General features: G+C 70.9%; 10 protein-coding genes and 1 pseudogene. 3 read left to right on the top strand and 8 right to left on the bottom strand.

Going from position 1 to position 14,632, the window contains the following annotated elements; genetic code table 11:
• Positions 1-9 precede the first annotated feature (9 nt).
• Entirely contained in the window at positions 10-429 is a 420-nt protein-coding gene (locus tag ACZ592_RS12800; RefSeq protein ID WP_471581556.1) for a PPOX class F420-dependent oxidoreductase, read from the bottom strand.
• Positions 430-503: 74 nt separating this feature from the next.
• The gene (locus ACZ592_RS12795) at positions 504-935 is read right to left on the bottom strand and encodes a MarR family winged helix-turn-helix transcriptional regulator (protein ID WP_471581555.1); all 432 of its coding nucleotides are present in this window, start codon (positions 933-935) and stop codon (positions 504-506) included.
• Between the two features lie 272 nt (positions 936-1,207).
• Between ACZ592_RS12795 and ACZ592_RS12790 the strand changes: the two genes are divergently transcribed.
• The 3 genes from ACZ592_RS12790 (at position 1,208) to ACZ592_RS12780 (ending at position 5,603) form a co-directional block, all read left to right on the top strand.
• Positions 1,208-1,543, top strand: a complete 336-nt coding sequence (locus ACZ592_RS12790) for a DUF4190 domain-containing protein (RefSeq protein ID WP_471581554.1) — start codon at positions 1,208-1,210, stop codon at positions 1,541-1,543.
• Between the two features lie 61 nt (positions 1,544-1,604).
• Positions 1,605-3,149 carry an alpha/beta hydrolase gene (locus tag ACZ592_RS12785; protein ID WP_471581913.1) on the top strand — a complete coding sequence of 515 codons (1,545 nt, stop codon included), beginning with the start codon at positions 1,605-1,607 and terminating at the stop codon, positions 3,147-3,149.
• 246 nt (positions 3,150-3,395) lie between these two features.
• A complete protein-coding gene (locus ACZ592_RS12780) occupies positions 3,396-5,603 on the top strand; it encodes a serine/threonine-protein kinase (RefSeq protein WP_471581553.1) in 2,208 nt (735 codons plus the stop codon).
• A gap of 247 nt (positions 5,604-5,850) precedes the next feature.
• Here ACZ592_RS12780 and ACZ592_RS12775 read toward each other — a convergent pair whose 3' ends face one another.
• From ACZ592_RS12775 to ACZ592_RS12750, 6 genes and pseudogenes are all read right to left on the bottom strand, one after another.
• Positions 5,851-6,030, bottom strand: a complete 180-nt coding sequence (locus ACZ592_RS12775) for a hypothetical protein (protein ID WP_471581552.1) — start codon at positions 6,028-6,030, stop codon at positions 5,851-5,853.
• A 176-nt stretch (positions 6,031-6,206) separates the two neighbouring features.
• A complete protein-coding gene (locus tag ACZ592_RS12770) occupies positions 6,207-9,203 on the bottom strand; it encodes a CARDB domain-containing protein (RefSeq protein WP_471581551.1) in 2,997 nt (998 codons plus the stop codon).
• A gap of 407 nt (positions 9,204-9,610) precedes the next feature.
• Complete coding sequence (locus tag ACZ592_RS12765; protein WP_471581550.1) at positions 9,611-9,928, bottom strand: acyl carrier protein; 318 nt, start codon at positions 9,926-9,928, stop codon at positions 9,611-9,613.
• 31 nt (positions 9,929-9,959) lie between these two features.
• Positions 9,960-12,485, bottom strand: a pseudogene (locus tag ACZ592_RS12760) (type I polyketide synthase); the annotation flags it as partial.
• A gap of 169 nt (positions 12,486-12,654) precedes the next feature.
• Positions 12,655-13,533, bottom strand: a complete 879-nt coding sequence (locus tag ACZ592_RS12755) for an alpha/beta fold hydrolase (protein ID WP_471581549.1) — start codon at positions 13,531-13,533, stop codon at positions 12,655-12,657.
• A gap of 96 nt (positions 13,534-13,629) precedes the next feature.
• Entirely contained in the window at positions 13,630-14,496 is an 867-nt protein-coding gene (locus ACZ592_RS12750; RefSeq protein WP_471581548.1) for an SAM-dependent methyltransferase, read from the bottom strand.
• Between the last annotated feature and the right edge of the window lie 136 nt (positions 14,497-14,632).

The following is a 14,632-nucleotide window of genomic DNA, read 5'->3' as shown; positions in this document are numbered from 1 at the left end:
CAGCGCAAGTCAGCGCAAGTCGACGGAGCGGCCGTCGGGCATGGCCGGGTCGATGTGCCAGCTGATGATCCGTCGCGGATGGATGCGGATGATCTCGGGGGCGGTCACTTCCGGGCGGCCGGGCGGGTCGTCCACGGCGAGAGTCTCGGCGTGACCGCGGATCTCCACGCCCCTGCCCATGCCCGGCTTGATCGCCTCCGGGCCGTCGGGCGTCATGTCGTCGACGACGAAACTCACCCTCGGCCGGGCCTGGACGTTGCGCCAGCGCTGGGTGCGGGCCACCCAGGGCCCGCCGAGATCGATGGTGCCGTCCGCGTTGAGGCGGAAGCCCAGCGGACGCACCTGCGGTGTCCCGTCGGGGCCGAGAGTGGCCAGGCGGCCTATGAGTTGCGCGTCGAGGTAGGCGCGTTCGGCGTCGTTGAAAGGCATCGGTTCTTCTCCCTCTGGGGCTCGCTGTGCATCTGGCTGCGTCTGGTCGCGGTATCCGGCTGTGTCTGGGCGCGCTACATCCGGTCGAAGATGCCGGCCGTCTTGCCGATGATCCGGATCGCGGCCTCCAGTTCCTCGGGCGGGACGTCCGCCATCGCCTCCTGCCACCGGCCCCGCCACCGCTCGCGAGCCTCCGCGGCCGTCTCGCGGCCCTGTTCGGTGAGGACGACCTGGATGGCGCGCCGGTCGGTGAGGCTGCGTTCGCGTCGGACCACGCCCTTGGCTTCGAGGGTGTCCAGCAGGCCGGTCATGGTCGCCGGGGTGACGTCGGCGGAGTCGGCCAGCTGTCGTGCGGTGGCCTGGCCTGCGGCGGCGAGATGGTCCAGCGCGCGCAGTTGGGTTCCGGACAGGCCCCCTCCGTCGCTCTGCTCTCGCCCGCGCTTGCGCCGAAACGCCGCGAACAGGTCGGCGACCGCCTGTTCCAGCCGTTCAACCTCGTCATTCATGTACGGATCCTAACAGTATGGACCCTAACAATACCGCACCATAATATATGGAGCCGAATGATTAACCGGTCGGCCACTCGCAGCACGCCGCTCGTCAGCGCCCCGTCCACCTCGGCGCCACGTGTGGTGGTCCCCAGCGCCACGTGTGGCCCCCCCGATCGAGGGAGCACCTTCTCCCGCCTTTCCGCGATGTGCAGTCGCGACGCCGGAAGCCAGGATCGTGCCCTGAACAGCCGACCGGAGGACGTTTGATGAACACGCAAGGAATTGAGATGCCGCCGCATCACACGGCATCGGCCAACGGACCGGCCGGTGCCGCCATGGTGCTTGGCGTCATCGGCTTGAGCACGTCGGTCTTCCTCATCGGGGGCCTGTTCGGAGGCATCGGCCTGCTCCTGGGCGTCGTCGCCCTGGCCACGTCCAGGCGGACCGGTGTCGGCCGGGGCAAGGCCCTCACCGGTGTGGTGACGTCGGCCATCGCGATCGCGGTGTCCGCCCTGGCCGCCGTCTTCTTCGTCTGGTACGCGGACAAGACGCAGGAGTGCTATCGGCCCGACGGTTTCCAGCAGTACAGGCAGTGCGTCCATCAGCAGCTCATCGGCAATTGACCGGCACTTCTCCCCAGCAAGGACGAACATCACTGTGCGCATCACGCGAATCGCCGCTCTCATGGTCGTCGGGGCCGTGGCGACCTTCCCACCGGCATCCACACCTGCAACGACCTCTTCCATGGCCGAGGCGTCCGCGGCCAAGGGCCCTCTGCGGCACTACACGCACCAGGCGCCGCGGTGGCAGCGCTGCGACGCGAAGAACCCCGCCGCCTATCAGTGCGCGACACTCAAGGTGCCGCTGCGCTACAGCGATCCCGGAGGCGAGACAACGGACATCGCGATATCCCGGCTCAGGGCGAGCAGCGCGAAGGAACGTCGCGGTGTCCTCCTGCTCAACCCCGGGGGCCCCGGCGGACCGGGCCTGGATCTGCCCGTCAGCGTGGGAGCGGACTTCCCCGGGGAAGTGAAGCGACGATACGACCTCATCGGGTTCGACCCGAGGGGTGTCGGCCAGAGCTCGCCCGTCAGCTGCGGTCTGGCCGCCGACGAACAGGACTTGGAACGCCCGTACAAGAGCGGGACGTTCGCGAAGGACGTGAAGTGGGCCCGTACGGTGGCCGGCAAGTGTCGGGCCGAGGAAGGTGACAGGCTGCGTCACCTCACCACCCGCAACACCGCGCGCGACATGGACGTCGTCCGTGCCGTGCTGGGGGAGAAGAAGATCTCCTACTTCGGGTTCTCCTACGGCACCTACCTCGGCGCCGTCTACGCGCAGATGTTCCCCCGGCGCGCCGACCGGTTCGTGCTGGACAGTGCGGTCGACCCCGCGCGGTACGGGCGGGGCATGTTCCAGGCGATGGCGGAGAGGGCCGGGCCCGCCTTCACGCGATGGACCGAATGGACTGCCCGGCAGCACACGACGTACGAACTGGGTCGTACTCCGGGGGAGGTCCGCAAGTCGTTCTGGCACCTCGTCGCCCGGGCCGACCGCAAACCCATCGACCGCGATGGGACGCTCTTCACCGGTGACACCATCCGCGCTCGGCGCGCCACGTTCTCCCGCGTCCAGAAGGCCGCCGCATGGGTCGCCGGGCTGAAGAAGGCGGCCGAGGGCAAGGAGACGGCTCCGTCCGGTACGCCCGGCCAGGTCCCGACGTCCATCCGGCCGGCGCTCGCCCGTGACGTTCCCCCGGACAACGAAGCCGCGAGCGCCTGGGCCGTCCTGTGCGCCGACACCCGCACGTCGTGGCCGCGCGACCCCGAGCAGTACCGCCGCGACGCGATCCGCGACAGAGCCCGGTATCCGCTGTCCGGCGACTTCGACTCCCACATCAAGCCGTGTGCCTTCTGGAAGCCGGGCAGCGAACCCAGGACAACAGTGGCCAACAGGGTCCGCGCACTCATCCTGCAGAACGAGTGGGACCCCGCGACACCTCCGGCCGGCGGCCAGGCCATGCACCGGGCCCTGCGCAAATCCCGGATGGTCACCGTCGCCGGCGGAGAGGGGCACATCGTCAGCGGCACCAACTCCTGTGCGGACAAGAGCGCCACGGTCTACCTGGCCACGGGCAGGCTCCCGGACAAGGATCTGACCTGCCGAGCGGCGGCCGGGCATGAGGCGAATATCCGCACCCTTCCCGGACCGAATTCCCCGAGAACGTAAGACCACTTGTGACTCTCGGCCGTCCAGGGAGGTGAGGTGGGGCCTTCCAGTGACGGAAGGGCCTCAACGAAGTCGCGGACCTTGGCACACGTCTCCTCTCGCAGCGACTCCAGTTGCGGGGCGCGAACATTTTGTGAAGGGCGGGTGGGGCGCCCGCTCAGCCAGTAGGTTCGGATCCCGCTCGGCAGGCAGCGGAGTTCGGGCCTTGGGTGACATGGATGAGGGGGAGTCGGAGTGCGCCTGGGCATGTCCGTCGACGGGCGCTACCGGTTGCTGCGGGGGCCTCTGCGCGGGGGCATGGGCGAGGTATGGCTGGCCCGCGATCTGCGGTTGCCGCGCGATGTCGTCCTCAAACGGATGCACGCCGCCGACGAGCCCGGCGCCGCGGTCAGCCGCCTGGAGTCCGAGGCCCGCGCGCTCGCCCGCTTCAGCCATCCGCACGTCGTCACCCTGCACGACGTCCTCACGGTCACGGGTCCCGTCGCCGAGTCGGACGCCGCCGGGGCCGGGCGCCCGACACTGTGGGTCGTCATGGAGTACGTCTCCGGGGGCAGCCTCGACCGGCGGCCGCCCCTGGCCCCGGCGCGCGCCGCCCGCGTCGGTGTCCAGATCGCCGATGCCCTGGCTGCCCTGCACGCCCGGGGCATCGTGCACGGTGACGTGAAGCCCGCCAACATCGTCGTCACCCCCGAAGGACTCGCCAAGCTCGCGGACTTCGGCGCCGCATACCGCTACAACGGCCAGCAGACCATCACCCCGCCCGGCATGGTCGGCTACACCCCGGCCTACGCCGCCCCCGAAGTAGTCCGCGGCCACCCCGAGCCGGCCTCGGACGTCTTCTCCCTCGCCGGCCTTCTGTACGCAGCCGTCACCGGCCGCCCGCCGCGCCCGCACATCGGGCGCGGCATCGACTCGTACACAGCCGGACGCCGGGTCGCACCCTGTGAGGTCGTCCTCGGCGGCGACATCGGCCCCCTCGCCGAGATCCTGCCCGCGATGCTCGACCCGGACCCGGCGAGCCGTCCGGCCGCGGCGGAGGTGACACGTCTCCTGGAGGAGCACGCGGGGCGCCAGGAGCCGCTTCCCGCCCGGGAGCCCGGTGCGGGAGCCCTCGCGTTCGGCATGGAGGAGCGAGAGGGGAGAGAGTCCGGTGCCGGATCCGGTGCCGGGGAACTCGCTGCCACGGAGGAGTTGGCCACCTCCGTGGAGGAATTGCCCGAGACGGAGCGAGAGGTGCGAGGGGGCGGGGCGGTCGCGGGTGCTGGTGCTGGTGCGGGAACGGGGGGCGGTGGCGCGGGGAGCGGCGGACAGGGAGACACGGGCACCCATGGGGGTGTCACAGGCCGGGCGGATCCGGGCAGCCGCGGAGCCGCAGACGGCTGTGGAGACATGGGCGCCGACGAGGGAGCGGGCCGCAGCGGTGCGGGGGCCGGTGCGCGCGGGCGGCGGCTCGGCAGGGCGCCTCGGGGCCGGCTCCGGCTCGTGCGTGCGGTTGGAGGAGTCGCATTTCTCGTACTCGCCGTCGCCCTCCTCATTCCCCGGCTCGGGTGGGACGACGGGGACGGCGGGGACTCCGGCGGGAAAGCGGGCGGCCAGGGCGCCGCGTCGGGCAGGGGCGGGCGGTCCGTCATCGGCGACCACCGCACCGCCGACCCCTGCGCCCTCGCCGACGCCACCGAACTCAAGAGGTTCGGCGAGGCCGTTCTCGACTCGGACTACGGCAATTTCGACCGGTGCGACGTCCTCGTGGACACCGGCGACGACGAACCCGTCGATGTAGAGGTGCACTTCGACACCGGCGCCGGTCCTGATCTGCCCGCGCGGCGGCGTGCCGGGGGAGCCGTGCGCCTGGTGAAGGAGGCCGAGGAAAGCGACGCCTGTGTGCGAACGCTGCTGCCCGCGGGAGACCCGGACGTGCACATCTCCGTCGTCGCGAAGCAGGACGAAGGGGCCGCACCGCTCTGCCCGATGGCCGACGCCGCCGCGGCCAGGGCCGTCGACGTTCTCAACGAGGGGCGTGTTGCACGCCGTTCGCCCGCGCCCGACGCCTCCCTCGTGCACGAGGACGCGTGCGCACTGCTCGACCCCAAGGACCTCGAAGCCGTGCCCGGCGTCGACGCGAAGGACCCCGACGTCCGCTTCGGCGGCTGGGGCTGCGAGTGGGCGAGCACCACCGGGGACCTGTGGCTGGAGATCCGGTTCGACCGCGGCCAGCCGCCGGCCGGCTCCGACGGCCCCCTCACCCGCGTCGGCGGCCGTGACGCCGTCGTCGTGGCGGACGCGGAGGGCCCTCGGACCTGCCTGGTCCGCGTCGTCCATCGCACGTACACGGATCCGCTCGGCGACGACGCCGTCGAGACGGTGAACGTCACCGTCGGAGGCGACCCGTCCGACAAACGGCTGCGCCGCCTCGCCACCACCTTCGCGGGCGCGGCCGTGGCGGAACTTCGCTAGGTGCCTCTCCGTGTATTTGCTGTCGGAGCAGCGGATCCGGCAGGCGTTGCCCGAGTCTCACAGGTGCCCGAAGCGCCCGTCGGCGATGCCCTCCAGGGTGGATGGGAACGGTGAAGTCCTCTGCGACGGGGGTGGCGTGGTGGGCCTTCGGTCTCAGCGCGGGCCGGGTGGGATGCCTGCGACACGCGGGCCAGGTCCCCCGCGGCCGTCGGGCAGGATGTGCGTGCGCGCGTTCGGCCGTGACGCGCTACTCGGGGTCGGGGACGGTGACGACGAGCCGCTGCAGCTTCCCGCCCAACGACAAGCGGCCCCGCGGGATGTCTCTGCCGGAAGCGCCGGCTGCCCTGGCTTCGGCAATGAAGTCGGCGATCTCATCGAGCGTCATGAACTTGTCGGTGCCGGGAACATGGTCGATCTTCTTGGGCATGAGCTGATCCTCTCGCGTACACCTCGGCCGTGAAGGGGATTTGGCATCTTCTGTCCATCGGGCCTGGGGTGCGCGCTCGCGGATCAGGGACCGTTCCAGAGCAATCCGAAACGGTCCCCCCGGTCGTTCCGGGTGGCTGAGGGCCCGGCGCCCGGAGAGCCCCCAGCCCTCTGCCGCTAGCGGGCGGTGAACTCCCGTACCGAGGAGTTCTTGGCACCCCCTCCGTTGATCACGAACTGCGAACCGGGCTCCTTCAGGATGTTGCCGTCGCGCGAATCACTGATCGAGACGTCCGTGAGTGTGGCGCTGCCGCGTGCTCCGCTCATCGCGAGGATGCCCGAGCCGTTGTTGGACTTGGAGATCGTGACGTCGGAGATCTTCACGTCCGGCATGGCGCCGCCGCCGGTCTTGAACTGGATCCCGTCGTACGTCGAGTCGTGGATGTCGGTGTCACGGATCGTCACGCCGGGGATGTCGGGGCCCTGGGCGAACAGCGTGATGGCGCCGAACTCCTGGTCCTCGTTCCAGAACGCGCCGCCGGTCCGGTACAGGCCGTTGTTCGCGATCAGTGTCTGTCCCGAGAAGGGGATCGGGTCGTGGTCGGTCGCGAGCATGATGCCGGGGTAGTTCATGGTGTCGTACACGAGATTGTTCTCGATCTTGTTGCCGTAACCGCCGTAGACCGCGATGCCGTTGGCGCGCCAGGGCAGCTGCACGGTGTTGTTGCGGAAGGCGTTGTCGTGGCCGACGTCCACCGACGTGTCCTTGACGTACTTGCTGGCCCACACCGCCAGGGCGTCGTCGCCGGTGTTGCGGAAGGAGGAGTTGAAGACGGTGGAGTTGCGGGTGCCGTTGGTGAAGTTGATCCCGTCCGCGTAGGTGTTGCGGATGCGCATTCCGGTGAACTCCAGGCCGTCGCCGGGACCCCACAGCTCCGGGATGTTGCTGTAGTCGCGGCCGACCCACGCACCCACGTTGGCGTGCTCGATCCAGACATCGTCGATCTTCGTGTTCTTGCCGAAACGGCCGTTGAGACCCACACCGCCCTCGGCGTTGCCGTCGCCGCCGCGGATCGCGCCCGAGCCGAAGATGGCGATGCCGGAGATCTTGGTGTTGTCGTCGATGTCGAAGCCGAAGTTGCCCTCGTGCGGGTGGTTGATGCCACCCGCCTCGTGCGGCGGGGTCAGCGTGTACAGCTGGGAGTGCCACATGCCGGCACCCCGGATCGTCACGTCACGGATGCCCACCTGGTTGAACTGGCCGCGGTTCAGCGGGTCGTCGGTGAGGATCTTCTGCTCCTGGCGCCACTGTCCCGCCGGGATCCACACACAGTCGATCTCGCCCTTCTGGTCGGCGGTCACGGCCGCCTGGATCGCCTTGGTGTCGTCGATGCCGTCGTTCGGGATCGCTCCGTACGTGGCGATCGAGGTGCACTCGGCGGGCTTGCCCGCCGCGGGGGCCACCTGCTCCAGGTCGATCAGGTCGACGATGTAGAACGCGGCGTCGTCACCGGCGTCGCGCTGCAGCTTGAACTTGGTGCCCTGGGGATACGTCTGCGTGAGCAGGGCGTGCGACTCGTCGAAGAGCCGCCGCGCGTCGCCGCCGGGGGTGTTGGTGAGCCCCTCGGGCTGGTCCGTGTTCCCGTACAGCCAGCTGTGCTTGGAGGACAGGGTCAGCTTCTGCACGAACTTGCCGTCCGCGTAGAGGCTGAGGGTCTTCGACTGGCCGCCCCCGCCCGGGGCGTCGGGGATCGAGTTGCGTACGACGATGGAGTTGGCGGCGCTGGTCGAGCTGAACTCCACGTACTGCCCGGTGGAGGTGAGGCGGACGGACTTGCGCCCCGAGGACTCCGAGGCGTAGTTGGTGTGCCCGAAGGTGCGTTCGGCGTCGGTCTCGAGGAGGGTGCCCTCGTACGTGGCGTCCTCCGCCTCGTACTCGACGTAGGGCACGGCCGCGCCGCGACCGACCACGATCGAGCGCGCGAAGACGTTGTTGTTCTCGTTGGTCTCGGCGACCGTGTTCGTGGCGTCGGCGGTCGCGGTGAGCGTGGCGCCACCGCTGGCGGCGGTCCAGCTGCCACTGATGCCGACCGTGGCCGTCTCACCGGCGGCGATGGCCGGAGAGGTGCCGTTGAGGGTGGTGCTGCCCACCGTCAGACGCGTCACGGACCCCGCGCTCACGCCACTGGTGCCGCGGTTGTGGACCTTCGCGGTGAAGGTGACCTTCGCGCCCACGGCCGGGTTGGCCGGGCTTGACGTGATTCCGGTGACTTCGAGGTCGGGACCCGGACTCTGACCGACCGTCAGTTTCTCGTCGGCGGTGCGGCTGTTGTTGTCGTCGTTCTGCTCGTCGATGGTGTCGCTCGGGTCGACCACGGCGGAGACGGTGTAACTTCCTTGCGCGCGCTTGCCGATGGCGGCCTTGACGGTGGCCGACTCGCCCGCGCCGAGCGCGGGGACCGGCGCGCTGCCCGCGACCGTCCCGCCGAGACTGACGTTCACCGTGGTCGCCGCGGCGGCCGCACTGCCGGTGTTGCGCACCGTGGCGTTCACGGTGATCGCGTCGCTCTCGGAGGGCTTCGCGGGATCCCAGGTGAGGTTCGAGACGGTCAGGTCGGGGTTGGGCGCGGGGCTCCCCATGACCTGGAACTCGGCCGCTTGCCCCGCGTACCCGGAGCTGTTGGAGAAGATCTTCAGCTGGACGTCGGCGTACCGGCCGCTGACCGGAATGGTGACGGAGTTGCGGTTTCCCGAAGGGCTGAAGCTGTAATCGGCGCGGGTCTTGAGGGAGGTGAACCCGCTCGCGGACTGCTCACGCCCGAGCACCTCGATGTTCTGGGTGCGTGCCGCCCAGGCGGCGTCCGGGTTGAGCTTGACGACGACGGACGAGAGGTCGGCGTTGGCGCCGAGCTTCACGGTCAGCGTCGACGGATTGCCGCTCGCCTCCCAGTACGTGCTGGTGCTGTTGTCGTTGGCGTTCGTCGCGTAGTAGTTCTGCGTCGACGAGGACGCCTCGATCGGCTTGTTGAGGGCGAGGTTCACGGGCTCGGCGGCCGGCTTGGCCGCGGGTCTCGCGGCGGCCGTTCCGGCGCCGACGGGCACCAGCCCGAGGGCTATCAGGCCTGCGCCGAGCCCGGCGGTGATCAGCCGCCGACTGCGTTGCTTCCATCTCATGGCGTCCTCTGTTCCACGGGGGGCTGCGGTACCGCGGCGCGCCCAGTCGGCGCGTCACGGGGAGGAGCGGAGTATCTATGCGAAATTTGCTGAGTGCAGTCGACTTCTTGCACCAACCGCAGCACAGATATACCGCACACCCCAAAGATGTCAACGCTTCACACAGCGCCCTCAACTCGGCGGAAGGCCAAGGAGGTTGAGCACGCAGACCCGCCACGGGAGCAACTGGGCTGACCAGAGAGGCGATGCGTTCCGGTGGCGGGCACCTGCCTGCTCTGTCATCGCAGCAAATTTCTTGCTCGAATCGATCGAGACCTTGCGGGGCGGCGTGCGCGTGGCACGACATGTTTGTGCCCCCGGGAGCGCCGTGCGGCCGGGGGCGTGTGGTGCGTGGGTGACGCCGGGGACTACGCGGTGGTCTGTGCGAGCTCCTGGCCGAGGTGGTGGGCCAGCTGGGCGGGCGTCGGGTTCTCGACGATGGCGACCATCGCGATCTCCATGCCGGTCAGCGTCATCAGGGTCTTGGTGAGTTCCAGTGCGGTCAGGGAGTTGAGACCGTTCTCGAGGAAGTTGCTGTCGTCGGTGAGCGCCGTGTTGAGCAGTGTGCCGGCCTGCGTGCGGATGGTCTCCGTGAGGAGCCGCTCGCGCTCCTGGGGGGTGGCCGCGGCGAGCCGCTTCTCCAGGTCGGTGGCGTCCTGGCCGGGCGTGGGGTCGGTGCTGGTCATGAAGGCTCCTGTGTGAGTGGGTGGTGGCGGGTCACACCGTGGTGCGCGTGGTGTGGTCGTGCAGCCAGTAACGCGTGGCCTGGAAGGGGTACGTCGGGAGGTCGATGGTCCGAGGCGACGGCGTGCCCGGGACGAGGGGGGCCCAGTCGACCGTGCCGCCCGAGGTGTGGAGCCGCGCGAGCGTGGTGAGCAGGACGTGCGCGGTGGGCGCTGGTGTGGGCTCCGTCGGCTCCGTTCCGGGCTCCCTCTCCGTCTCCGGTCCGGAGGCGAGGGCGCCCAGGTGGAGGACCGTGTGGGTCTCGGAGGGCGGGGGCGCCGCGGCCGGTGACGTCAGGTGGTGGTGCCAGTAGGCGGGGGCGGTGACGGGTGTGTCCGCCGGGGCGGTACTGGTGAGGGTCAGGGTGGGCGGCTGGAACGTCAGTTCCCGGAGCACGGGCTCGTAGGCGTCGGGCTTCGGCTGCCGCGTGCCGTCGGCGGTGGCCGCGGTATGGGCGGCGGCCAGCCGGCACGCGTCGTCGAGGGTGAGGACGCCCGCGGCGTGCGCGGCGGCGACGTGGCCGACCCCGTGCCCGGTGAGGGTGTGCGGGTGGACCCCCGCGTCGAGGAGCAGCCGGGCGAGCGCGACGTGGACCGCGAAGCGGAGCGGTTCGGCGTGGTCCGGGCCCGGTGCGGCGAAGGGGCGCGGGGGGAGGGGGGTGGCGAGGCGCGTGGCGAGGAGGGTGCGGGCTTCCTCGAAGGCGGCCGCGAAGAGGGGGAAGGTCGCGTAGAGGTCGGCGCCGGGTGCCGGCAGGTGCGCGGTTTCGGGGGGTGAGGCGTCGGTCGGGGTCGGCCCGTCGAAGTGCCAGACGATCTTCTTGGGGGTGGCGTCCACGGGCGTGACCGTCAGGGCGGGGTGGGCGTCCCCGGCGGCCAGGGCGCGGGCGGCCGTGAGCAGGCCGGCGTGGTCCGTGCCGGTGAGGACCGCCCGGTGGTCCAGGGGGCTGCGGGTGGTGGCGAGGGAGTGGGCGACCTCGGTGGGGGAGGGCGTGGGGTCGGCGGCCGTGAGGTGGCCGACGAGGGCCTTCGCCTGCGCCTGGAGGGCTTCGGGGGTGCGGGCCGACAGGGGCCAGGCCACCGGGCGGCCGGTCGGCGCGGTGCCGGCCGCCGCTTCGGTCCGCGCGGCCGGTGCGTCGGTGGGGACATTGGCGGGGGCGTCGGGCAGCGGGGGCTCTTCGAGGATCAGGTGGGCGTTCGTGCCCGACGTGGCGAAGGCCGAGAGGCCGACCCGGCGGGGCTCGTCGCGGCGTGGCCAGTCGACCGCCTCGGTGAGCAGCCGGACCCCGCCCTTCTTCCAGGCGGCGAGCGGCGTGGGGCGGTCGATGTGCAGGGTGGGGGGAAGGGAGCCGTGCCGAAGGGCCTGGACCATCTTGATCAGTGCGGCGGTACCGGCGGCGCCCTGGGTGTGCCCCGTGTTGGACTTGACGCAGCCGAGCCACAGGGGCCGCTCCGGTGAGCGGTTGACGCCGTACGTGGCGAGCAGGGCCTGGACCTCGATGGCGTCGCCGATGGGCGTGCCCGTGCCGTGTGCCTCGACGGCGTCGACCTGGTCGGGGGAGAGTTGCGCGTCGGCCAGGGCGGCGCGGATCACGTGTTGCTGGGAGGGGCCGTTGGGGGCGGCGAGTCCGTAGCCCCCGCCGTCCTGGTTCACCGCCGAGCCGCGGATGACGGCGAGCACGGGGTGACCGTTCTTCCGCGCGTCGCCGAGCCGTTCCAGCAGAACGAGGCCGACGCCCTCCGCGAGGCCCATGCCGTCGGCCGCGCCCGCGAACGACTTGCACCGGCCGTCCGCCGCCAGGGACTTCTGGTGGGAGAAGGCGTGGAAGGTGTGCGGGGTCGACATGACGGTGCCGCCGCCCGCGAGGGCGAGCCGGCACTCCCCGCGCCGCAGCGCCTGGCAGGCCAGGTGGAGGGCGACCAGAGACGACGAGCAGGCCGTGTCCACGCTGATCGCGGGGCCTTCGAGCCCGAGGGCGTAGGCGATGCGGCCCGAGACGAGACTGCCGGACGTGCCGCCGCCGAGGTAGGGCAGCAGTTCGTCCGGCGCCGTCTCCAGGCGGGTCGCGTAGTCGTGCCCGGTGGCGCCGACGTAGACACCGGTGAGGGTGGAGCGCAGGGTGTGCGGGGCGATGCGGCCGCGCTCGACGGCCTCCCAGGCGAGGTGGAGCATCAGGCGCTGCAGGGGCTCGGTGGCCACGGCCTCGGTCTCGCCGATGTCGAAGAAGCCCGCGTCGAAGCCCGCCGCGTCCTCGAGGAAGCCGCCGAGTTCCGCGTACGGGGGTTCCTCGGGGATGTCCCAGGCGCGGTCGTCGGGGAAGCCGGTGACGGCGTCCCGGCCCTCGGAGACCAGGTCCCACAGGTCGTCCGGGGTACGGGTCTTGCCGGGCAGCCGGCAGGCCATGGAGACCACGGCGATCGGCTCGTGCTGTGCGGCCTTCAGCTCGCGCAGCTGCTGCTGGGTCTGGTGCAGCTCGGCGGTCGTCCACTTGAGGTACTCGACGAGCTTCTCTTCGTTCGCCACGGGAATGGCCAGCCTTCCTGTTCTCGCGCGTGAAGCCTCAGGTGGGACGGCGTGGGCACATACGCGTCGCACGCTGTCGTTGCCAGGGTTGCCGCGGCTGCTTAAGCGGGCCTAACTCCCGCCTAGCCGCCGGGACTCGGGCGGCACGACCCGTGCCGGGGTCCGGTGCTCAGCCCGCCGGCGGCGCGGCGGCGTCGCGGGCCAGCCGCAGGAGGTCGGCGGCGACCTCGTCGGGCGCTCCGGCGTGCAGATCGTGGTCGGAGCCGGGATACCAGCGCACGGTCGCCCGCTCCAGGGCGGCCTCGGCGGCGGCCACCCAGGCGCGTACCTCGTCGGAGAGCTGGGGGACGGCCGGGATGATGGGAAGCAGCCGGACCGGCACGGTGATCTTGCGGTACCAGTCGGTGGGGACCTCGCGCTGCAGGCTTGCGACGACCGACATGACCTGCTCGGAGGTCATGCGCGGGATGAGCAGACCGGCCGGCCCGACGCGGTAGTCCGCCAGGCGCGCCTCGATGGAGGTGGGGGACCACTCGGGGTGCGTGGCCTCGAGGTAGGCGCGCATGTCCGCCGCGGTGGTGGTGCCCTCCTGTGCGCGATGGACCACGTCGGCGGTGCGTTCCCAGATGTCCCGCATCACCGGCCCGTCGAACTCGTACCAGCCGCCGTCGATGAGGACGAGACCCGCCACCAGGCCCGGGTGTTCGGCGGCGAGCCGCTGCGCCAGGTGCGCACCCCAGGAGTGCCCGGCGATCAGGGTGCCCGCCAGGTCGAGTGCGGCGATCAACTCGACCAGGTCCGTGACGACCGCAGCGTTCTCGTACCCGTCCGGCGGCGCGTCCGAATCGCCGTGGCCGCGGTGGTCGACGGCGTACACCGGGTGCCCGGCCGCGGCGATCCGCTCGGAGACGTCGTCCCACATCCTGGCGTTCGCGAGCATGCCGTGCAGCAGCAGGTACGGGCGGCCGGTGGCTCCCGCGCCACCTGCGGGCCGATGCCGGACGTTGAGGGAGACGGTCTTCGACACGGGGATGCGGAGGATCTTCACAGGCGGGCCCCTGGGATGGGAGGGCGGAGCGGGGAGGGCGGGAGCAGCGGGCCGGCCGGGCGCCGTGGCGCGCGGCCGGGGCCGGGTGACACGGGGTCAGGGGCGCTGCGCGGTGGCGAAGATGTAGCCGAGCTCGGGCATCTTGCCGAGGGCCGCCTGGTTGTGCAGGAAGAGCTCGTATCCCTCGACGCCGATGATGTCGACGTACTCGTCCCGGTGGGCGCGGATCCACTCGACGTAGCCGTCGTAGGTCTTGGCCGTCTCGTGGGTGATGTCGGTCAGTTCGAGGACCGTCCAGCCGGCCGCGCGGAAGATGTCGGGGTAGTCCCCGATGTCGGTGAGCGCCGCGTAGATGGTGGTGTCGCTGACGGTGGCGGTCCGTGCCGCGGTGGGGTCGGGGTTGAGGTAGACCATGTCGGCGATCGGCATCCGTGCGCCGGGCTTCACCACGCGGTGGGCCTGGGTGAGGACCTGCTGCTTGTCGGGCATGTGGAGCATCGACTCCAGGGCCCAGCAGTGGTCGAAGTGCCCGTCGTCGAACGGCAGGTTCATGGCGTCGACCTGCTCGAACCTGACCCGGTCGGCGAGGCCGGCCTCCTGCGCCCTGCGGTTGCCGCGCTCGACCTGGCGTGCGCTCACCGAGATGCCGACCACCTCGACGTCGCGGGCGCGGGCCAGCTGCATGGCCGGGGTGCCGTTGCCGCAGCCGATGTCGAGGACGCGGTCGCCGGGGGCCGGGTCCAGGCGGCGGATCATCTCGTCGGTCATCTGGACCATGGCCTGGTCGAAGGTGGCCTCCTGCGCGCCGCCGTCGAACCAGTAGCCGTAGTGCAGGTTGCCGTCTCCGAGCTGGGTCATCAGGTCGAAGACCTTGTGGTCGTAGTAGTGACCGATGTCGTGGGGCTGGGGGGCGACGGTCTTGTTCACCGTCGGGGGCTTCTTGGTCGTCGCGTTCTCCGTCACCACCTCAGCGTCACGGCGCGGCACGGGGAGTCACAACCCCACCCCTGCCCCTCAACAGCCCCTAAGGGCTGGCTCCCGGCACCCCTATGGACGCGGGCTTGGGGGCGGCCTCGCGGCCCTTAACGGGTTCCATACG

This window comes from Streptomyces sp. NPDC040622 (assembly GCF_055593965.1).
The sequence above is the reverse complement of the archived record's forward strand: the minus strand, read 5'-3'. Positions and strand labels throughout refer to the sequence as shown.

Excerpts from the sequence above, each read along its gene's own strand:
- ACZ592_RS12795 (WP_471581555.1), bottom strand. The coding sequence starts at position 935 with ATGAATGACGAGGTTGAACGGCTGGAACAGGCGGTCGCCGACCTGTTC.
- ACZ592_RS12790 (WP_471581554.1), top strand. The coding sequence starts at position 1,208 with ATGCCGCCGCATCACACGGCATCGGCCAACGGACCGGCCGGTGCCGCC.
- ACZ592_RS12780 (WP_471581553.1), top strand. The coding sequence starts at position 3,396 with ATGTCCGTCGACGGGCGCTACCGGTTGCTGCGGGGGCCTCTGCGCGGG.
- ACZ592_RS12765 (WP_471581550.1), bottom strand. The coding sequence starts at position 9,928 with ATGACCAGCACCGACCCCACGCCCGGCCAGGACGCCACCGACCTGGAG.
- ACZ592_RS12800 (WP_471581556.1), bottom strand. The coding sequence starts at position 429 with ATGCCTTTCAACGACGCCGAACGCGCCTACCTCGACGCGCAACTCATA.
- ACZ592_RS12770 (WP_471581551.1), bottom strand. The coding sequence starts at position 9,203 with ATGAGATGGAAGCAACGCAGTCGGCGGCTGATCACCGCCGGGCTCGGC.
- ACZ592_RS12785 (WP_471581913.1), top strand. The coding sequence starts at position 1,605 with ATGGTCGTCGGGGCCGTGGCGACCTTCCCACCGGCATCCACACCTGCA.
- ACZ592_RS12775 (WP_471581552.1), bottom strand. The coding sequence starts at position 6,030 with ATGCCCAAGAAGATCGACCATGTTCCCGGCACCGACAAGTTCATGACG.